This window comes from Bacteroides sp. Phil13 (genome assembly GCF_001940965.1).
GTDB classification, from domain to species: Bacteria; Bacteroidota; Bacteroidia; order Bacteroidales; family Bacteroidaceae; genus Bacteroides; species Bacteroides intestinalis.
Genome location: NZ_MSHA01000096.1, coordinates 54,337 through 76,432, shown reverse-complemented (window position 1 = coordinate 76,432; position 22,096 = coordinate 54,337). Strand labels below are relative to the sequence as shown.

Below are 22,096 nucleotides of genomic sequence, written 5' to 3'. Positions count from 1 at the left end.
AAGCAAAATCCAAACAGGATTTTAATATCGTATAACTCTAAACAACAAACTTATGCATAAAATCAATTTAATTTTGTGTTTTATTTTAATGAGTGCCAACATTTTGGCTCAAAACTCCAAAAGGATAAACGGTGCCGGAAATAATATAAATGCCTATATCGGAACCTGGGTTTACCAATCGAATGATACGATTTTCAAAATCGTTTTTCAAAAAGGGGAAAAAATAACCTCATATGGTGAAACCCATGGTCTTTATGGTGGATACTACCTTTCCGTAAAAGGAGAAGTACTTGAAAACTACATGGGGCCTTTGCCTACATGCTGGAACTTAAAAATTTCAACTACTCGTCCGGATAATATATATATCTGGGCTCCTAATAGTGATTCTTATGACAAGTCAACTGTCCCTACCTTAGGGGTTTATTTTTACGACCAGCGAAAAAAGCATTTTAATGGTGAAGGGATCGCTGGTGGATACATAAAATTACTATCTCCGAAAAAGCTCCTTTGGCATCTAGATGAGAAAGAAGGTATCTGGTGGGAAGTAGAAGGCAGAGACGATATTGAAAAGGTGCTCCCCATTGGCTTTTCAGTACCGGAGCATGCAATACTAATAAAAGAAGAGTAGTGATGACATTATGGTAATTGATGAATAAAATTTTATTCATCAATTACTGTTTTAGGTTTCTAATTAAATAACAAACTTATGAAAAATTTAATTCTCATTTGGTCACTATTGGTGGCATCCATATCCGCTTTTGCACAAGACGGATATATATCCTTGCAAGAATGCAATAACGATACTATTGAATATGTGAAAGCGAATTTTACAGGGAAGAAAATAGAAAAGTACATTAACAAGCCATTCGGAATATTTGCAGATGATTTCGAACTAAAAATGCATTACGTAGGAATATCTTGCAAGGTTTTCCAAACTCCTAGGGAAATGCAAGGTATAAAAATATCATATTGGGGAGAAGACAAGTTCTATCTTATAAAGAAATTCCCAATATATTGTTGTTTTATCAAATTTTATGAACCATACCCAACACGTAGTGCCCTTACTGAATACGAAGTTAATAACAGAGTAAATAGAGATACAGCCATTAGGGAATATCTCCGTGATGTCATTATAGAAGACATGGAATTCATATTGTTTTTCGGCGATGGAGAAACCACTAGAGGAGACAAATTCCATTATTGGAAAGGATTACCGTTTAGTTAAATGAAACTTTATATATGAAATGAATAGCAAACGATAACATTTGTTCAACATATAAGCAAATATATCAACTTGACTAAAAGCATCCTATAGTTTTAGGGAGTACAAGACTAATTTGAGTTGTTTTTCTATTTTCAGTTATTACATAGTCAGCTATGTTACTATTGAAAACAAAAAAACAACTTCATCAAGTATGAATACCTATTTATGCATTACCTTTTCCATAACCTATTTCTCTTCCTGCAGTTCTTTCAGCCCTCCCTGAATCCCCCTATTCATCGGCTTTCCGGCTGAAACATCCAGTCTTCTAACCACCTCATACACATTGCCGTATTCGGTATGTCTCCTTTTCAGTCCTGCCCGAAGCAATACTTGCCCGAAGCGCATAGGGTTACTGCCTCGCATGGCGGCAGAGTTGGCCGTTTGCAATTCGCTGAAAATGTCGGCAGCGGTCAAGTCAAGGCTCTTTTCATGGGCAAGCGGGGTGCGGAACCGGGAAGCGAGCACCTCTTCAACAAGGCTGGTGCGGTAGAACTTTTCGTTATGTCTTTGCAATTCTCCCTCTTCTTTCTTGGTGAACCAGTTACGTCGTTCAGCAGACAGTTCAGCTTTCAGTTGGGCAAAAATCTGGTCATGCTCTATGTGGGTGCAGTCGATATCGCGCTTCACTTCCACGCATAGGAAACGGCGGCTGCCCGTCGGGTCGGTGAGCAGGTCGAAACGGTTGCTTGTGCCGATAAATGAGGCCACGCGGGGCAGTTGCCGGAAATTCTGCTGATAGGCCTTGCGGATGTTGAGGGTGGACATCTGCATCAGGTTCTTCAGCAACGGCATCTTGTTTTCGGCGTATTTGTCAAATTCATCCATGTTCAGCAGTCCCATTTCCGCAAGGAGCCGTTCGGCTTGTCCCTGCGAGGTGAGTTTCAGGTTGTCGGTGTAGTAACGCATCAGCACGTCAGGCATCAGTGAGCGGCAAAAGGTACTCTTCCGGCGCCCCTGCTCCCGGCTGACGAGAATGGGCGCCACGCTATTGGCATGCAGCCCGGACTGATCCATCCATTGCGAAGCAAGCCCCAACATCCATGTGTGGAAGCCTTGTACCCACAACGGACGGCAGGAAACGCGTAGGGCAAGTGCGGTCAGCCGGTCACGCCCGTCCCAGGCGGGCAGTTCGTCCATATAAAGGTGAAAGGGATGATAAGAGGGAATATAGGAAGAGTAGACGTAGCGGCTCAGGTCCTTGTCCCAGCAAGGGATGCCTTCGTCATGCGCTTCAATGCATAAAGCGTTCAGTTCACGCTTGCCTATGGGGGTGAAGGGCGTCAGGCGCTGTCCGGCGGGGCGGAATTCGGTCTCATCCGTCAGCAGGTTGTAGCGGAAGTCGTAACGGGATGTCAAGAATTCCTTTACATTGCGGGTCAGGAGCGAAGTCGCATTAGCGGCACGCTTCGATGTTTTAAGTTTTGTTTCCGGTTTTGCCGTTTTCAGCTTTTCGGCAACAGTCAGTAGTTGGCTTGCCTCGCGCAAAAGTCGGTGTTGTTGCAATAACGTTCGATTCTTCTTCATGATGTTTTTTGTTTTCTTTTAATGGTTAATAGTATCGGTTTGTCGAGCTCAATGCTACGAAGTTACTATGCGGAATAGGGGTTTTGCAAGCTTTTCCCTACTATTTTTGTCACAAAGACGCTTGCAGAAAAAGATAGGGCTTTTATACGTACAACCCGCTTATTTTAGTATCTTTGCATGCTTCTTTATAAATGACCGACCGAAGTCATTCGATCGAACGACTGGAGTTATCCAACCGAACGACTAGAGTTGTCCGGTCTTCCGACCGGAGTGGTTCATTTACAAGCGAACACCTTTGGCACAATAAAGTAAGGATATTAACCGCATAAAGAGATAAGACTTATGTCAATAGTATATGATTGGTACGAGAACCCCAATGCTGAGGGTGATCCGGAAGAAAGGGGATTGCATCCCCGCCCGTTGCTTAACGGAAAAGTGACAATGAAACAACTGTATGCCCGCGTGCATGCCCGCAGTTCGCTCACGACGGGCGATGTGATGAACGCGATAGATTGCCTGACGCAGATTTGCGGTGAGGAGTTGCGCGAAGGCCGTGAGGTACACATTGAAGGTCTGGGGTATTTCTCCCCAACACTGGAAGCTACGCAGAAAGTAACCCGTAGCACACCGAACAAGCATCTGAAGGTACGGCTGAAAAGCATCAGCTTCCGTCCCGACGTCAATCTGAAAAGTGCGCTGACAGGCATCACGGCCACCCGGAGCAAATATACCCGCCACTCCCAACGCCTCTCGGAAGTGGAGATAGACATGCGCCTGAAAGAATACTTCACCGAACATGACGTACTGATCCGCTACGATTTCCAGAATCTGTGCGCTATGGCACGTACCACCGCCAACGGACATTTGAAACGGCTACAGGAGGAAGGCAAACTGATAAACGTGGGGCGACGTACGCAACCCATCTACCGCCCCATGCCGGGATATTACGGCATGTCGCGGGATGCGGAGGTGAAGCGGTGAAAAGAAAAAAATAGTTTCAGCCGGAGCACCGATGAACAAGGAGCTCTGGCAGGAACTGAAAGAACAGAACCCTCTTATTTCCGCCTCAGATACTCAAACCCAAAGCGACAGCGCAAACAGTCTTTCTTATCGCAATACTCTTTCTGAAGCTGCAACAAAGCCTGCGAATCAGCGGCAGTAGACACAGGCAGTCCCGCCCCACTCCAGTGGCGGATGATATGATTATCTTCCGCTTTCAGACTTTCAAGAAACCCCGTAGCCCGTTCGCAAAGCAGCTCATCGGCTTTATGCAGGCCATAAGCGTACAGGAAAGGAATAACAGTATTGATAATAATCAAGTTCTGAGCATTCTTCCCCACTTGCTTTTCACGGGAGGACGAGACCTTCCGGAAATTGAAATGCTCTTCCCAATACGGAGAGGTAGTGACAGTCAAGAGTTTCCGGACAGCCTCCAGCGTATCCGCTTCCATAATACGTGAGAATAAAGACCGTTCTTTATAATATAGATTTGCCAACTGCGCCAAGCGGACATGGGGAAAATTGCCGGGACGCAAACGGAGAAAACGCCATTGAGTGGCGGTCATCGGAACTGATAGTTCAAACTTATGCTGCAAGTAGCGAAATTCCTTCTGCAACTTCAGATAATACCCGTCCGCATCCGGTAGTTCCTCATCCAGCAATCCGGCTTGTCCAAAAAAGAAGGCTTCTACCTGGAAAAGATCATCCCGGTGCTTATCTATCGCACGAAAAGGCAGACGGCTGGCCCATGCTTCAAAGGCATCCCCATTCAGCCCGAAACCAAAGTTACGAGCTAAAGTGATAAAGAACACATCTTCCCAATGATTGTTGTACCGCTCCAACCGAGCAGCAATAGCACGGGCCTTCTGTTCAAAGCGTTCCACCTGCAAAGCAGAAAGCCAGGAATGGACTGTCAGTTTCGGAAGAGAAGACAATATGGAATAACAAGGCGGATAGATTTCCGTATGGCTCAGTTCATCATAGTGTCGGCGGACGGATTCAGGACAGGATAGTTGCAGTTGTGGCACCGGTGCTCCATTTGCGCGAAACACCTCACAATCCACTGTTTCCGCTACGTGCAGAATGACATTGTCATAGGCCGCATCTTTATCGTGACCATGCCTCATCCAGTCGGATGCCAATGTATGCACTTCGATGTTTCCCACCCAAAGGGTACCGCCGATTTTTAGTTTGGCATTGAAGAAGTCGGGGCCTGCATTTGTGTTTGGTAGTCCGGCATCTATCACTTCAACCGATTCGCCGGTAGCGGTCTGGAGCATCTTTAACGGAAAGATTTTATGCTTCCACACATAGTTCAATAGTAGTTCCATTGTTAACAAGAAGTTAATGTACGCAACAAATGTAAGAAAAAGATTATCTTTGCGACCTATAGAACGTTGATAAAGTGAATTTAATCAGAAGAAAAAATGAAAATAGCATTAATCGGTTACGGTAAAATGGGTAAGGAAATCGAAAAGATCGCCCTCAGTCGCGGACACGAGATTGTCAGCATCATCGATGTAGATAACCAGGAGGATTTCAACTCGGACGCTTTCAAGAGTGCTGATGTTGCCATAGAATTCACAAATCCGATGGCAGCCTACTCCAATTATATAAAAACCTTCGAAGCCGGAGTGAAATTGGTTTCCGGTAGTACGGGTTGGATGGACGAACATGGCGATGAAATCAAAGAGCTTTGTACCAAAGGAGGTAAAACGCTGTTCTGGGCGTCTAATTTCAGTCTGGGCGTCAGCATCTTCTCTGCCGTGAATAAGTATCTGGCAAAGATTATGAACCGGTTTCCCGCCTACGACGTGACGATGAGTGAGACACACCATATTCATAAACTGGACGCACCAAGCGGTACGGCTATCACGCTTGCCGAAGAAATTCTGGAAAACCTCGACCGTAAAGAACGCTGGGTGAAAGGAACCATGCAGGCACCGGATGGAAGTGTTTCCGGCTCTGCCGAATGTGCCGCCAATGAACTACCCGTCAGCTCTATCCGCGAAGGTGAAGTACCGGGTATCCACGTAATCCGTTATGAGTCGGAAGCAGACAGCATCATACTTACGCACGATGCCAAGAACCGCAAAGGTTTTGCGCTGGGGGCCGTACTTGCCGCCGAATTTACTGCCAATAAGGAAGGTTATCTGGGAATGAGCGACTTGTTCCCGTTCCTGAAATAAATTGTGTGAATCTGTATAATCTGTGGTGAACAACAAAAATAATATAATAATGAGAAAAGCAACTCGCGCCCAATGGGTTAAATTCGCAATCGTCACCGTGCTTTACCTCGCTTTCCTGATATGGGTAAAAAGCTGGTTGGGACTGATTGTCGTACCTTTCATCTTCGACATCTACATCAGCAAGAAAATTCCCTGGGGCTTCTGGAAGAAATCAGAGAATCCGGCTGTACGCAGTGTTATGAGTTGGGTAGATGCTATCGTGTTTGCACTGGTAGCCGTTTATTTCGTCAACATCTATGTATTTCAGAACTACCAGATACCCTCTTCTTCCCTGGAGAAGTCTTTGCTGGTAGGCGATTATCTTTATGTCAGCAAGTTGAGTTATGGTCCGCGTGTGCCAAACACACCACTGTCTATGCCATTAGCACAACACACTTTGCCGTTAGTGAATACAAAATCATACATCGAGTGGCCCCAGTGGGACTATAAACGTGTTCCGGGTCTGGGTAAAGTGAAACGGAATGATATCGTAGTTTTCAACTTCCCTGCCGGAGACACCGTAGCCACCAACTTCCAGCAAACGGATTTCTACACCCTTGCCTACAACGAAGGACAACGTCTCTATCCGAATCCTGTAAATATGGACAGCTTGACGCGCAAGCAGCAACGCACTGTCTACGATCTGTATTATAATGCCGGAAGAAATCTGATACGTTCCAATCCCAAGATGTACGGTGATATCGTTGTCCGCCCCGTAGACCGTCGGGAAAATTATGTAAAGCGCTGCGTTGGCTTACCCGGAGACACACTGGAAATCAAAGACGCACAGGTATATATCGATGGAAAACCTCTCGAAAACCCTGAAGATATGCAGCTCAACTACTTCGTACAGACCACAGGACCATACATCACTGAAGATATGTTCCGCGAACTGGGTATCAGCAAGGACGACCAAACATTAATCAGCAACGAAGGTTTATTAATGGAAATGGGCTTGACTCACCGTGATGCACAAGGCCGCCTGGCTCCGGCCTATGACTTACCACTGACTAAGAAAATGTATGAAACCCTGTCTGCCAATAAGAAACTCGTCAGCAGCATCGTTATGGAGCCGGAAATATTCTCCGGTCAAATGTACCCGTTGAATCTTTACACCAAATGGGACCGCAACAACTACGGCCCGATCTGGATACCGAAAAAGGGTGCCACCATCAAGCTGACTGAGGACAATCTGCCCATCTACGAACGCCCTATCAGAGCTTATGAAGGTAATACACTGGAAGTAAAAGAGGACGGCATCTATATTAATGGCAAGAAGACGGACGAATATACCTTCAAAATGGATTACTACTGGATGATGGGCGATAACCGCCACAACTCAGCCGATGCCCGTTCGTGGGGTTTCGTGCCGGAGGACCATGTTGTAGGTAAGCCAATTGTTGTCTGGTTATCCCTCGATAAGGATCGTGGCTGGTTTGATGGAAAAATCCGTTGGAACCGGATATTCAAGTGGGTAAAATGATATCAAATGAATAAGGCTTGGAAAATAACGGGAGCAATCATCGGAATAATACTCGTTGTGGTGTTACTTCGGGGTTGCGTTATGACTTCCTATCTTATTCCTTCTTCGGGTATGGAGAATTCTTTGTTTCAGGGAGAGCGTATTCTCGTAAATAAATGGAGTTACGGTCTGCGCCTTCCCCTTATGGCATTGTGGAATTATCACCGTTGGGGGGACAGCCCTGTACAAAAAGAGGATATCATTGTCTTCAATAATCCGGCTAATCTATCAGAGCCTGTCATTTCCCGGCGTGAAACATTCATCAGTCGATGTATCGGCGTACCGGGAGATACCTTATTGATAGACTCCCTGTTCTCCGTAATTCCATCAGAAAAAAACGCTCCCGACCAGAAGTTTTTATATACTTATCCACGAGAAAAAGAAAAACAGCTGGATTCATTACTTACACTATTGTCTATATGTAACAACCACCTGATGGGACAAGATAGCGTAAGAAATGTACGTAGTTTCAGCCGTTATGAATATTATCTGCTGGAACAAGCGATGAATGGCAATTGCTGGATAAAGTTACTGAATGAAGGAGACTCCATAGAAGCCCTGCGCCCGTTGATCGTTCCCGGCAAAGGTAAACCGGTGCGTGTATATCCGTGGAACCGTACTTTACTACGCAACACGCTTGTGCTGCATGAGAATAAACAAGCTGAAATAAAGAACGATACTTTGTACATTGACGGAAAGCCTGTACAGCATTGCTATTTCACCAAGGATTATTACTGGGTAGGTGCTAATAACTCCATCAATCTCTCCGATTCCCGCTTATTTGGCTTTGTACCCAAAGATCACATCATCGGCAAAGCTTCGCTCATCTGGTTTTCCAAAAAGACAGGAACCGGATTGTTCAACGGTTATCGTTGGAAAAGGATGTGGAAAACGGTAAGATAAATAGGGTTAATCACAAAGTATTAAGTATAAAACAATTAAGTATCAGGCATAAATTGCGAACCTCATGAAAACCATATATCTCTCTTCCGCCTATCTGGCACCTGTAGAATATTACGCCAAGTTGGTGGCATACGATAAAGTCTTTATCGAACAGCACGATCATTACGTGAAACAAACCTACCGCAACCGTTGCACCATTGCAGCGCCCGATGGCGAGTTGGCTCTCTCCATCCCTACCGTCAAACCCGGCACTCCGAAATGTCCCTTAAAAGATATCCGCATTTCCGATCACGGTAATTGGCGTCATCTACACTGGAATGCTTTATCATCGGCTTATAACCATACTCCTTTTTTTGAATATTACAGGGATGATTTCCAACCTTTCTACGAGAAGAAATATGAGTTTTTAGTCGATTTCAACGAGGAACTGTGTCATCTGGTCTGCTCACTGATAGACATACAGCCGGACATGGAACGTACTACTTCATTCCAAAGCAGTTTTGCACCCGATGAGGATGATTTCCGCGAGCGTATCCATCCCAAAAAGGATTACAAAGAGGAAGATCCGGACTTCATAGTCCGGCCTTATTATCAGGTTTTTCAGGAACGTCTCGGCTTCCTGCCGAATCTGAGTATCGTCGATCTTCTTTTCAACATGGGACCTGAGAGCTTACTTGTATTGCAGAAGTCATTTTGAAAATTTCTGCAAAAATTCCGCAAGATTCGCTCCTTCTTCCAGTCCCAGCTTCTTACGCAAGCGATAACGGCTTATTTCTACCCCGCGCAAAGAAATATTCAACAACGGAGCAATCTCTTTAGAAAGCAAATTCATCTTGATATAAGCACAAAGTAACTTTTCCTTGTTGTTCAGTTCCGGATATGCTTCTTCCAATTTTTTGAAGAAATCATGATGTACCGAATCAAAGGTGCTTTGGAATGCCTGTAAATCGTCATCATGCTCGATGTTCGTATCAATCTGTCCCAACAGACGAAGTGTTTTTCGACGAAGAGAAACCAGATTCTCTTCGCTGATGGAATGGGAAATGCCCAGTACTTCCTTTTTTATATCCAATAAGATTTCATTCTTACGTACGATGTTCAAAGTAGTACGAATCAGTTCCTCCGATTTATGACGCAATTCCGACTGTAAGTTTTCTTCCTGCAACGAATCTATCTTCTGATCCTTCAGATCACTTTCTTTTTGGAATTTTTGTTCCTGTCGATAGAGTTCCAGTTCTTTTTGCATTAACAAGCGCTTACGCCCTACTGAGATACGATAATACACATAATAAAACAGCAACACTACCACTACCGAATAAACCAGATAACTCCACCATGTGCGATACCACGGCGGCAATATTTCAAAAGCAAACGAGGTTTCCACCGGTTCCTGACTACCGTCAGTAAGCAATTTCACACTGAATACATACTTTCCTTCATGCAGTCCTGTAAACTCTTTCATATTATTCTCACTGTATTCACTCCAGGTTCCTTTCTCACCACCTACACTTAACTGATAAGAATATAGCACTGTGTGCGCCTTATTGAAGTTGTTTACACTATATTCTATTCGCATTGAATTTTGAGAATAAGGAATCACCATCGGCGCTGTATCATACAAATAACTGCGGCCATAAATAAGCGAATCACGCAACCCCGTCAAGTAGACTTTCCTGATTTGCAATGTCAACGGCATTTGTTGCACCGGCAGGCTGTCCAGTGTGATCAGTGAAAAGCCTTCCTCTGTTCCTGCCACTACCTTGTTGGCCTTATAAAGACTTACATCTTCAAAGTTTTCTATCAATGCCCCTTTCAAGAACTGCTCATTAGTTATCCGGCGATACTCCTGCTTATCAGCATCATAATGCAATACTTTCAATACGCCATCTGTTACATACCAGATATTTTGCAATGAGTCTATCTTCATATAGGTATACGCAGCCTTTCCTTCTAATAACTGTTCCAGCCAAATACACGCTTCCAGCGTATCACGACTCTGATTATACTGCCACAGACCATAATGTGAAGCTATAGTAACTTCATCTTTCACCCGCAACAAACAAGCATCATATCCACGTGGAAAGATGATGTTATTATAGTCTTTCATCTTTTCCACCTTTCGTAAATCATCTGCCAAAGTCAAACGACAAACCCCATTTTCTTTATTTCCAACCCACAATATATGAGTCGAATCTTCCATCAACATATCTTTGCACGAACGGGTAAACCCCTCTATATAGCTTTCTACCCTCCAACTCGTCCCTCTCTTCATGAGCAAATACAGTCCACTGTAAGTGCCTGCAATCAACACATCCTTACGGTCATCCACCGATACAATCCCCCATACTCCTTTGGGATTGTTGAGATGTTCCATATGATCTCCATCCATAATAAAGATACCATTATCCGAACAGCAGAACAACTTATCGTCATATTGGTGAAGTGACCACATCTGACCTCCTGTACCTGGTACGAGATCTATGGGATCTCTCTGGTTTAACTGCCCCGGAAGAGTAGAGCGATACAACCCCTGATTCGTTGCGAAATAATATTTACCCTGATAACTGCAAGACGCATATCCCGAACCGATCACAGGTTTACCTCCATAGAGTGAAGCAAGCCTTGCTTTCAGGTGAATGCAGTCAATCCCATTATCCAGCCCCAGCCATAGGTTGCCCGTCTTATCAAACAGCATACTCAACACAGTTTTGTTCTGCAAACCATTTTCCGTAGATATGATTTCCATTTCATTCGTCTTCAGATTTAAAAGACAAACTCCACCCTGAATAGTACCCAACGCTAACAACGAATCTTGCAATGCAGCACAGAAAACTCTATTTTTACGGCAAAAATCCTCTGCTACGGTATTATATTTCTTAAAAACAGTGCCATCGTAAATAAACAATCCGTTATCCCGGGTTACCATTAACAAACTGTCCTGATGAGGCAACAATCCACCGACTTTGACAGTCGCTCCTATCTCCAAAGATCCAAGAACAGATATAAATTCTGTTCCATTCAACATCAACAATCCTTCAGTAGAAGTGATATACAGTTTATTACGCAAGATGAACGAAGTATAAATCTCTGAAGAATAATCTATTTTCTTCACACTCCCCTCTTCCCAATAAAAGAAACGACGGTCCGATTGAAAATACACCCGGTCTCCGTCTAATAAAATATTCCAGATGACTCCGACATTCACATTGGGAGATAAACTATCAGAAAGGCAAGTATACTCCAACCCACCAAGACGATTTGGAGTAAAATAGCCAAATTGCTCCATTCCACCGATATAAATTCGCCCGTCATGTCCCACTTTCACTGCACGTGTTTTGGCATTATGAATGGGATATGTATTCCACTCCACACCGTCAAATTCCAACAAGCCTTTGTTGTTAGCTACATATATCCAACCATTATCATGCTGCTGAATACTCCAATTCTGATTGCCAGCTTTATAAGTATGCCGGGTATAGTTCGTCACCGGACGTTGCCATCCGGCACTTACAGGAATAGATCTAAAAAGAAGAAGAATATAAAAGAGAAGGTATTTTCGTTTCATAGCGGTTAACATTTTATTCTTATGAAAACAAAGATAGAGTATTTTACCTACAAATAAAAGAATTATTTTCAGATGTAGCGATATTATTATAATAAACATTTAATTATCAACAAAATAATTAACCCGAGAGAAAGTCATGATGTAGTTAAAACCAATGAATGAGAAAGTTTTGAAGTAGCGTATTTTTAGGAAACGCCCTCATCACACGCATATATTTGCAGCGGATAAAACCATTTTGTAAAACCTATAAGTCATACTAACATGAGAAAAGCATCTTATTTATTCATTTATGTGTTCCTATTCAGCCTGTTGGTTAATGGTAGTGCATGCGGATCGGACAACGATGAAACAAATCCCCCCAAAACACCTGATGGAGAAAATCCGGAGACCCCTGTCGGTCTGCAAGCCTACATGCTTACCACCACCGACACCCGCACCTATAATCTTATGGAAGCTATGCCTTTGTCATCATCAACAAAAGCAGTTCGGCCAAGAGTATCGTGCTCACCGCCCCCGACGCCGCAGGCAAGAAGCACTCGGCAAACTGCAACTTGCAGCCACGCTCGGTAAACTCTTTCAAATGGAAATAACAGAGACTTAAATATAATACATCACTTTTTTTAATTTTAAATTTATAGATTATGAGAAATCGATTTTTGCTCGGCATGATGGCACTCAGCCTTATCGGCATGACATCGTGCAAAGATGAGATTGACCAGTTCGATGATCACGGCAGCTCGACTATCGTATCCTTTGTAGGCAGTGAAAAAGCTTACATGGGCGATAGCATCACCTTCGACTTCGAGGTGAAAAGCGGAGGCGTGAAAATCAACCAGGCCAAGGTTCAACTCTACTATGGAGAAGAAATGGTATCCGAAGCCTTCTACAGCCTGAAAGCTGATGGAAAGTACAGCGGAAAAGTACTGGCCCCCTACCAGAGAAACACACCCGACGGAGATGCAAAGGTTATCTTGCGCATCCAGAACGAGCGTTTCAGCAACGACAGCAAAGAAATGACCGTTGCCATCGAACGACCCAAGTACCAAACATTAAAGTTGGTGGCTGCCAATGGCAAAGAATACACCATGACTCCTGTTCCCGGCAAAGAGTATGAATACAAAGCACGTGAAGCTTTCCCGGCCGACATGGAAGCATCTATCATAGCACCGGCCTATTCTGACGGAACAAACAACCCCTACCTGCAAGGCAATGACTTGTTCTTCGGTATGGACAATGGCAAGATAGCCCTCAATGCCCCCAAAGGTATCGGCTTCGAAACCACAGGCTATGATGAAGACGGCAAGTATGAAATCACATTCAACACCCTGACTTTTGAAGGTGCCCCATTCCCGAAATTCGGTATACGCTTCGACACGCAGAACAAGTTTATGGAATTCGACGGATCGGGCAACGTATTCTACGTTGAAACCGAATTCAAGAAGGACGACATCATCAAAATCAGTGGCATCAAAGAAGAGTATGCCGAACTCTGGAAGAACCCTACCTGGTTTGACCTCGTAAATGGAGACGAAACTCTGCTCCACTTCCGCGGAAGAGACGGTAAGTACAAACTCACGCTGGATAAAGGTATGAAAGCAATCATGATGGAACAGTTGGAAAACGCTTCTTCATCAAGCACACAGAATGCCACTGCCATGTGGGTGATTGGTAACGATAAGATAGGATTCCCATCATACGCTCAGAACAACATTAACTGGAACACGGGCAAAGCATTCAACCTGGTTCCGCTCACCGACACCAAGTATGAACTGATAATGCTTGTAGGACAAAACGTAAATGGCGTCAACTTCAAGTTCTTCGGACAAAAAGGATGGGGATTGGAATGGAAAGGCCCCGGAGCATATAGTGCAAAAGAAGGTGGCAACTATATCAAATACGCCAGTGACGGTAACTTCAACGCCAACGATACTTGGCCATCCGGCAAATACATGGTAATGACTGTAGAAACCAGCACCAATCCGAACGGACTCTGGATAAAAGCCTTAGACGAACTCCCCTTATACGAAATGGGCGAATGACCAACTTTCTTAAAGTATAGATAAACAATTAAGTATAGATATATGAAAAAAAGATATTATATAGCAGCTATGTTTGCCCTTGGTTTGGTAGCACAACCTGCCACTCTACGTGCCAGCGCTGCTGACGAAGCCAACGGTATTGAAGCTGTACAGCAACAAAAACAACGCATCAGCGGTTTGTTGACCGATTCCAATGGTGACCCCATTATTGGTGCCACCGTCAGGGTGCAAGGTACCACCAACCGCGGTGTCATCAGTGACGTCGAGGGACGATACTCCATCGAAGCAGCTCCCGGCGAAGTACTGGAATTCAGCTATATCGGATTCGTTAGTGTAGATCACAGAGTGAAAGCCGACGAAACCACTTTTAACCTCCGAATGGAGATGGATGCCATCGCTACGGAAGAAGTAGTGGTTGTGGGTTACGGTAAGCAAAAGAAAGAGAGTGTAGTAAGCTCCATGTCAACCGTAGGACCGGCTCAATTGAGCGTAAAGAGCGCCAACCTTACCAACAACATCGCCGGTAAGCTATCCGGTCTGATTGCCGTACAGCGTTCGGGTGAACCGGGTTGGGACGATGCTCAGTTCTTTATCCGCGGTATCAGCTCGTATGCCGGTGGAACAGACCCGCTGGTACTGGTAGACGGTGTGCCCCGTAAAATGAATGACATTGACGTAGATGAAATCGAGACATTCTCTATTCTGAAGGATGCCGCCGCAACAGCCGTATATGGTGCCGAAGGTGCTAACGGTGTAGTATTGATTACTTCCAAACGTGGTAAATCACAGAAGACTGTTGTCAGCATGTCGGCCGAATACGGCTACTCCACACCGCTCCGCTTGCCCAACCTCATGAGTTCTTACGACTATTTGAGCTTATACAACGAAGCAGACTGGAACAGCAACGGCAACCCGCGCGCCAACTACACAGCACCGGTGAGCGACGCTGACCTGGAAAAATACCGCAACGGCGTAGACCCCGACCTCTATCCGGATGCAGACTGGATGAGCATGTTGCGCGACCACACCAGCAGCCAACGCTATACCATCAACTTCCGTGGTGGTGGCGACCGCGTACGCTTCTTCGTATCGGGTGCCTACTATACGCAAGACGGTGTGTACAAGGAGAAGAAGAACGCCGACTACGATTCAAACATCAGCTTCGACCGCTACAACCTGCGTTCCAATATCGACTTCGAACTGAGTAAAACCACCCGTATGTCTGTGGATATGTCCGGACAGTACATCAACCGTACGGCTCCCTCCAAAACGGCCGGTGACATCTTCGGTGGTATGACATTGCAACCTGTGCACCTCTATCCGCAGATCTACTCGGACGGTTCAGCCGCACAGCACCCCAACTATGACAATTCAGGCCTCCGTCAGAATCCTTACAACTTCCTCTACTTCAGTGGATACAGTAAGAGTTGGGATGCCACATTCCAAAGCAAGGTATTGTTGGAACAAGACCTGGACTTCATCACGAAGGGACTCTCTATAAGAGGTAGCGTCAGCTTCGATGCCAACTCCAACCAGTATGTCAACCGAACAATGTCCCCCGCTACCTTTACAGCTACCGGACGCGATGCCGATGGCAACCTGATATTCAAGTCATTGGAAGCAGGTTCTGCATTGAGTAACCCCTCAAGTGGTTCATCCGGCGGTAACAAAAAGATCTACATTGAGGCATCCCTCAACTACAAGCGTAACTTTAACGACAAGCACGATGTTACAGGCTTACTGCTATACAACCAAAAGGAAACCCAGAACCAGAACGCTGGTGGCCTCAACCTGCTTCCTTATCGTAAACAGAGCATCGTAGGTCGTGGTTCTTATACTTACGACAACCGTTACACCATCGAAGGTAGCTTCGGTATGACAGGTAGTGAGAACTTCGCCCCGGGTCACCGTTGGGGTATCTTCCCCGCTGTGGGTGGAGCCTGGTATGTAAGCCACGAAAAGTTCTTTGAACCTGTACAGAAAGTAATCAGTACCTTGAAACTGCGTGCATCCTATGGACGTACCGGTAACGACCAGTTGGGCAATACCCGTTTCCCCTACCAGGAAGCAATGAACACCGATGCCGGCGGCCTCAACCTGGGTATATCAGGCATATCAAACGGTAATGCACAGAACTGGTTCGGCGGATTGAGCGAAAACCGCGCCTACTACGCCAACCTGCGTTGGGAGATTGAGGACAAAACCAACTTCGGTTTCGACCTCGGTCTGTTGAACGGACAGTTAGACCTCTCTATGGACTACTTCTCCAACCGTCGTAAGGACATCCTGATTACCCGTAACACGGTTCCCTCAATGAGCGGTCTGCAATCCAACCCTACCCAGAACTATGGTATCGTGAGCAACAAGGGTGTTGACGGAAGTTTGACTTTCAAGCAACATGTAGGCAATCTGAATCTGACGTTCCGTGCCAACTACACGTATGCGAAGAACAAGATTGTGGAAACGGATGAAATCAGACATAAATACAGCTACCAGGATCTCACGGGTATGTCATTGTGGACTCCTTTCCTCTACATCGCCGACGGACTCTATACACCCGATGATTTCAATATCACTATAGATCCTGTGAGCGGTGCCGAAAGTTACCAACTGAAATCCGGTGTAGCCGATCCGGGAGCTGCCGTAGCACCCGGTGACATCAAATACCGCGACTTGAACAATGACGGTGTTATCAATGACGACGACAAGACCTACCGTAACGGTCATCTGGACAAGACCCCGCGCAGCGTATATGGTCTTTCGCTGAACGCTGAATGGAAAGGATTCTTCGCCGGTATCTTCTTCCAAGGTGTAACGGGTTGTTCCATCAACCTGATGAGCAAGGCATCCAACTTCATGCCGTTCAATCAAGGCAAGGACGCTTCTTCGGCACGTATGGAGGCTATGAGCCGCTGGAAGGCATCCGACCCCTACAACGACAACGTGCTTTACCCACGCCTGCGCAACAATACCTTTGCACACAACCTGCAACCGAGCACCTGGTGGTATCGTGACGCAAGTTTCCTCCGCCTAAAGAACGTAGAATTCGGTTACCAGTTCAACAAGAAGCAACTGAAATCACTGCGTCTCACCAACCTTCGTCTCTACGTACAAGGCACCAACCTGAAAACCTGGGACGACGTGAAATATTGGGATCCGGAACTGGGTGATGCAAACTCAGGTGCCAAATATCCTATCTCCAGCACTTGGACCTTTGGAGCAGAAGTTACATTCTAAACATCTAATTAATAAACGATATGAAACTGAAAAATTTACTATACGCAACCGTCGGCTCTGCCGTCCTTGCATTCAGCACAGCATCTTGTTCAGACTATCTCGACATATCAGGCGAATTCAACGCCAGCCTGGGAGTCGATCAAGTTTGGGACAATGCAACCTATACCCGAAACTGGTACGGAGTCATCTACCGCAATCTGATGGAATATTCAGAAACCGGTTCAGAAGTCAACGCTTTCAAAAACCCATGGTCAAACCTCTGCGGTGAAATCGCATCGGAAAAAGCCAGTTCACGCGACGTCATGATGGCAGGCTTTACGGCAGCCAGCGGAAGTTATCACCGTTGGGCCACTTTCTACAAAGACATACGCCAAGCCATGATTTTCATTGAACGCGCCCACGACGGAGGTGTAGGTGACCCCAGCAGTACCAACAAGCTGACAGCCGAGGAAATAGCCCGCATGAAGGATGAATGTCGGTTCATGATTGCCTATTATTACTTCTCTATGTTCGAACTTTACGGCCCTGCCTGTATCGTGACGGAGATAGATGACGCTGCCGAACCGCACGTGACGGACTATGACCGTGCCACGGTGGACGAAATGGTGAACTACATCGACGGCATATTGACCCCTCTCTGCGACCCCGCACAGTCCAAACTGCCCGAATCAGTCATCACGTCATACGCAGACGGTGCATATAATTTCAACACCAATGAAGTGGTACGCCCCACCATCGTAGTGGCCAAAGCACTGCGTGCCAAGTTGTGGATGTATGCCGCCTCCAAACTGTTCAACGGTGGCGACGGTTCCGAATACTACCAGGGATTGCAGAAACTGCAAAACTCCAAAGGCGAGTACATCTTCCCGCAGAGCAAGGACCCGCAGAAATGGGTGACTGCCAGAGACCGTGTTAAGGACTTGATAGATTATGCCGAAGCACAACACCACGCCCTCTACCGCGTGATGGCAAACGGAGTGGAGCAACCCGACCGTTCGGTATACAACCTCTTCCAGGTGTATAATGAAGAAATCCTGTGGTGCAGTACCAACAACAGTTACTCCGATCAGTACAAGATGGAAAAACGTACCAACCCGCGTGATGTAAACTCATGCTATGGCACTATCGGCCCGTCTCAAGACGCTGTAGATATGTTCTTCATGGCCAATGGACTCGACATCGACGATCCGAACAGCGGTTACGATGAAACCGGATTCAGCGCTGTAGAAAACCGTTGCTATGATCCTGACTATAAGGACAAAAAGACAGATCAGAACATCTCCAACATGTATGCCAACCGTGAACCTCGTTTCTACGCAAGCGTGGTATACCAAGGAAGAAGCTGGTTCAAGAAATGGATGAACAGCAATCCTAACTACGTCGTAGACTTCTCGGCAGGTGGCGGAAACGACCTCTCCAACGGTGACAATGTGAAAGGCGGATACATGCTGGGCAAATTCAAGAACCGTACTGTGAACCATGCCAGCGGTGATACACAGAGTTGGAAACGTGTTTCCATCATCTACCGTTTGGCCGAGTTCTACCTGTTCTATGCCGAAGCACTCAATGAAATAGATCCGGGCAATGCGGACATCATCAAGTATATCGACATAGTACGCGAACGCGCAGGTATCCCAGGCTACCAGACCATGAACGATAACGGCATAAAGACCGGTATAATCGGCAATTATGACAAACAGTTCGATGCCATCCAGCACGAACGCTACGTAGAACTCTATTGTGAAGGACAACGCTACTTCGATATCCGCCGCTGGATGGTCTGCGGTGACGAGGGCAGAATAGGTTGCGACCAGACACGCTTCTACGGAATGAATATGAAGGGCTCGAAAGATAAAGCTCCGGGCGAACCTACCTCCTACTATACGCGTACGAAGCTGGAAAACCGCCAATGGACAGACAAACTTTATCTCTATCCTATCCATCAGAATGTGATAGAATTGTCCGAAGGGCGTATTCCGCAGAACTACGGATGGTAAAAAGACAGCTTTTTTGATTCGTTTTCAAAGGATATAAGTAGAAAGATTGAATGAAGGTTTGGAGGCAGCAACTGGCATAACCGGCCTGGTTACTGCCTCCTTTCTTTCTCAGCTAACAAATCAACAATAAATATACCATGAGTAAAGAGAAAACATTTCCAGCCCGGAAACTCCGGATACTGATACCCATGATTCTGTTCCTGTCCCAGACAGTTTGCGCACAACAAGAAAGTAAGACAATCAACGACGGTTGGAAATTCCATAAAGGTGAGTGCGAGACCGCAGCCTCTCCGGCTTACGACGACAGTGCGTGGAACAGCATACATCTCCCGCACACATGGAATACGGATGCATATACCGAAAAAAAGTATTACCAGGGAACAGGCTGGTATCGCCGTACACTGATGTTGCCGCAACATTGGCAAGGCAAACAGGTATTCCTGAAACTGGATGCAGCCAGCAAGGCCGCTACCATCTACATCAACGGTAAAGAAGTAGGCGAACATAACGGCGGATATACCGCCTGCACATTCGATATCACTTCGCTCTGTTCGTTCAACTCTCCCAACTCTCTCGCTATCCGTGTAGACAACGCCCGACAGGATATCCCCCCTATCTCCGCCGACTTTACATTCTTTGGCGGCATCTACCGGGATGTATGGCTCACAGCAGTCTCCAAACAGCATTTCCATCTGACCAACCACAGCTCGGACGGGATATTTATCAGTACCCCGCAAGTGTCCGAAGAAAAAGGCACGATACTTATTCGCGGAGAGATCAAGAACGATGCAGTACAGAAAGCATCTCTTGAACTGGAGCATATCGTATACAATCCCGACGGAAGTATTGCCCAAACCCAGAAACAGTCTATCCAGATAAAAGGTGGAGAATTATACTCTTTTCATACCGAAACCACCCCTATCCTGTCCCCCCGATTATGGACACCCGAGACACCTCATCTCTACAGGGTAGAAAGCATTCTGCGCGATAAAAAAACAAAAGTCATCCTCGACCGCAGTAATCATCATACAGGTTTCCGCTGGTTTGGCTTCGATGGCAAGACAGGCTTCTCCCTCAACGGAAAGCCTTATAAATTACGCGGCATTTGCCGCCACCAGGACCAAAAGCCCATCGGAGTCGCACTGACGGACGAGATGCACCGCCGCGACATGATGCTGATGAAAGAAATGGGCGCCAACTTTATCCGCATCTCCCATTATCCGCAAGATGATGCCCTGTTGGAAATGTGCGACAAACTCGGTATGCTGGCCTGGGAAGAAATACCCATCATCGACATTGTGCCCGACACTCCGGGTTACGCAGAAAACTGCGAAAGCAATCTGCGAGAAATGATACGCCAACACTATAACCACCCCTCCATCATCACCTGGGGACACATGAATGAAATATTGCTCGTCACCCAGCGCCGCTATAAAAAAGAAGAAGAACTGAAGCCCGTGCTGGAACGGACACTGGCACTCGCCAATCGTCTGGAGAAAGTTTTGAAAGAAGAAGACTCCACTCGTGTCAGCACTATGGCCTTTCATGGCAGCAACAGTTACAACGAGGTAGGATTGGGCAGTATTACCGATATTGTCGGCTGGAACCTGTATCAAGGCTGGTATGGAGGCAACCTTACAGGCTTCGAACGCTTCCTGGCAGAACAACACAAAAAGTTTCCTTCGCACCCCATGATTGTCAGCGAATACGGTGCAGGTTCTGACAAGCGCATACATTCGCTACAACCGAACGCCTTTGATTTCAGCATCGAGTATCAGCAGAAGTACCTGGAGCATTACCTGCCCGTACTGGAAGAAACGCCCTACGTCTGTGGCGGAACGCACTGGAACTTCATCGATTTCTCTTCCGCATTGCGTGATGAGTCTATGCCACGGATCAACAATAAAGGATTGGTATACTCAAACCGTACTCCTAAGGATATATACTATTATTATAAAGCTGCCTGGCGTCAAGACATTCCAGTATTACATATCGCCAGCCGCGACTGGACACATCGTTCCGGTATACAGCATGGGAAAGAGCCGGTCATATTACCGGTTAAAATATATACTAACCTTCCTGAAGTAGAGCTTTTTATTGATGGGAAGTCTTTGGGCAAACAGAAAACCAAGAATTTTGCAGTAACATTTGAGGTGCCATTCTGCCAAAAAGAACACTTTATCGCTGCTAAAGCAGAAAATAGAAAAGCCGTCCAAGATATCTCTTTTGTAGAAGACGGAATCCGCTTAAACTTTACCCCTATCCCTGCAAATTTAAATGGAACAAATCTACGGGACTTAGAACTTGCCATCAATGTAGGAAGTTATTGTTTCTATACTTCAGACGAAAGTAATCTCACCTGGCTACCCGATCAGCCTTATACTGAAAATGGCTGGGGATATATTGGCGGAGAAAGTAAAAGTAGCCAGATACAAATAAAGAATACCAATGACGGACCTCTATTTCAGACTCTTCGCAACGGAATTGAAGGCTACCGTTTCGATGTTCCCAACGGAGTTTATGAAATAGAATTTCTTTTTACAGATATATTCCGCGAGAATGCAACAACAGTCTACCAATTAGGTCGTAATTCTGATGTGGAAAACCGTGAAAACAGATTCGACATAATAATCAATGATCAAACTATCGAAGAAAGCTTTTCCCCTTGTCGCGAAAGTGATTATTTTCATGCTCTGCGGAAAAGATACAATATTACAAACTTTCGGAATAAAATTGAAATACGCTTCTCTGTTCGGAATGGAAAAAGCTTTCTGAACGGTATAAAACTCAGGAAACTTTATTAACTTCAAAACAAAAA

Annotated in this window: 14 protein-coding genes; 11 read left to right on the top strand and 3 right to left on the bottom strand. The window is 45.7% G+C overall.

From position 1 onward, the window contains the following. Positions 1-52 precede the first annotated feature (52 nt). Positions 53-628 carry a DUF6705 family protein gene (locus BWI44_RS19060; RefSeq protein ID WP_286815975.1) on the top strand — a complete coding sequence of 192 codons (576 nt, stop codon included), beginning with the start codon at positions 53-55 and terminating at the stop codon, positions 626-628. A 78-nt stretch (positions 629-706) separates the two neighbouring features. Further along, entirely contained in the window at positions 707-1,225 is a 519-nt protein-coding gene (locus BWI44_RS19055; protein WP_195208519.1) for a hypothetical protein, read from the top strand. Positions 1,226-1,450: 225 nt separating this feature from the next. Here the strand turns inward: BWI44_RS19055 and BWI44_RS19050 are convergent, their stop codons facing one another. Then, a complete protein-coding gene (locus BWI44_RS19050) occupies positions 1,451-2,788 on the bottom strand; it encodes a VapE domain-containing protein (protein WP_195208520.1) in 1,338 nt (445 codons plus the stop codon). 342 nt (positions 2,789-3,130) lie between these two features. Between BWI44_RS19050 and BWI44_RS19045 the strand changes: the two genes are divergently transcribed. Further along, positions 3,131-3,769 (top strand): HU family DNA-binding protein, encoded by a 639-nt coding sequence (locus tag BWI44_RS19045; RefSeq protein WP_007661444.1) that lies wholly within the window; start codon positions 3,131-3,133, stop codon positions 3,767-3,769. Between the two features lie 74 nt (positions 3,770-3,843). On the opposite strand, the gene BWI44_RS19040 is transcribed toward BWI44_RS19045, so the two are convergent. Continuing rightward, a complete protein-coding gene (locus BWI44_RS19040) occupies positions 3,844-5,118 on the bottom strand; it encodes a DUF2851 family protein (protein WP_138292800.1) in 1,275 nt (424 codons plus the stop codon). Between the two features lie 96 nt (positions 5,119-5,214). Between BWI44_RS19040 and dapB the strand changes: the two genes are divergently transcribed. The 4 genes from dapB to BWI44_RS19020 all read left to right on the top strand — a co-directional run bounded on the left by dapB (position 5,215) and on the right by BWI44_RS19020 (position 9,137). Further along, positions 5,215-5,976 (top strand): 4-hydroxy-tetrahydrodipicolinate reductase, encoded by a 762-nt coding sequence (gene dapB, locus BWI44_RS19035; protein ID WP_118422497.1) that lies wholly within the window; start codon positions 5,215-5,217, stop codon positions 5,974-5,976. 49 nt (positions 5,977-6,025) lie between these two features. Next, positions 6,026-7,498, top strand: a complete 1,473-nt coding sequence (lepB, locus tag BWI44_RS19030) for a signal peptidase I (protein WP_195208521.1) — start codon at positions 6,026-6,028, stop codon at positions 7,496-7,498. Positions 7,499-7,504: 6 nt separating this feature from the next. Continuing rightward, a complete protein-coding gene (gene lepB / locus BWI44_RS19025; RefSeq protein ID WP_195208522.1) occupies positions 7,505-8,440 on the top strand; it encodes a signal peptidase I in 936 nt (311 codons plus the stop codon). A gap of 64 nt (positions 8,441-8,504) precedes the next feature. Then, positions 8,505-9,137 (top strand): WbqC family protein, encoded by a 633-nt coding sequence (locus BWI44_RS19020; RefSeq protein WP_118422499.1) that lies wholly within the window; start codon positions 8,505-8,507, stop codon positions 9,135-9,137. Here the strand turns inward: BWI44_RS19020 and BWI44_RS19015 are convergent. Beyond that, positions 9,129-12,005: a ligand-binding sensor domain-containing protein gene (locus BWI44_RS19015; protein WP_195208523.1), complete on the bottom strand. Its 2,877-nt coding sequence runs from the start codon at positions 12,003-12,005 to the stop codon at positions 9,129-9,131. The two genes, BWI44_RS19020 and BWI44_RS19015, sit on opposite strands and share 9 nt — an antisense overlap. Before the next feature lie 641 nt (positions 12,006-12,646). Between BWI44_RS19015 and BWI44_RS19010 the strand changes: the two genes are divergently transcribed. The 4 genes from BWI44_RS19010 to BWI44_RS18995 all read left to right on the top strand — a co-directional run bounded on the left by BWI44_RS19010 (position 12,647) and on the right by BWI44_RS18995 (position 22,082). Continuing rightward, a complete protein-coding gene (locus BWI44_RS19010; protein ID WP_118422502.1) occupies positions 12,647-14,044 on the top strand; it encodes a DUF5125 domain-containing protein in 1,398 nt (465 codons plus the stop codon). A 42-nt stretch (positions 14,045-14,086) separates the two neighbouring features. Then, positions 14,087-17,281, top strand: coding sequence for a SusC/RagA family TonB-linked outer membrane protein (locus BWI44_RS19005; RefSeq protein ID WP_118422503.1), 3,195 nt, complete (start codon positions 14,087-14,089; stop codon positions 17,279-17,281). A 20-nt stretch (positions 17,282-17,301) separates the two neighbouring features. Continuing rightward, the gene (locus BWI44_RS19000) at positions 17,302-19,278 is read left to right on the top strand and encodes a RagB/SusD family nutrient uptake outer membrane protein (protein ID WP_286815969.1); all 1,977 of its coding nucleotides are present in this window, start codon (positions 17,302-17,304) and stop codon (positions 19,276-19,278) included. 137 nt (positions 19,279-19,415) lie between these two features. Further along, the gene (locus BWI44_RS18995) at positions 19,416-22,082 is read left to right on the top strand and encodes a glycoside hydrolase family 2 TIM barrel-domain containing protein (RefSeq protein WP_138292803.1); all 2,667 of its coding nucleotides are present in this window, start codon (positions 19,416-19,418) and stop codon (positions 22,080-22,082) included. Positions 22,083-22,096: the final 14 nt, after the last annotated feature.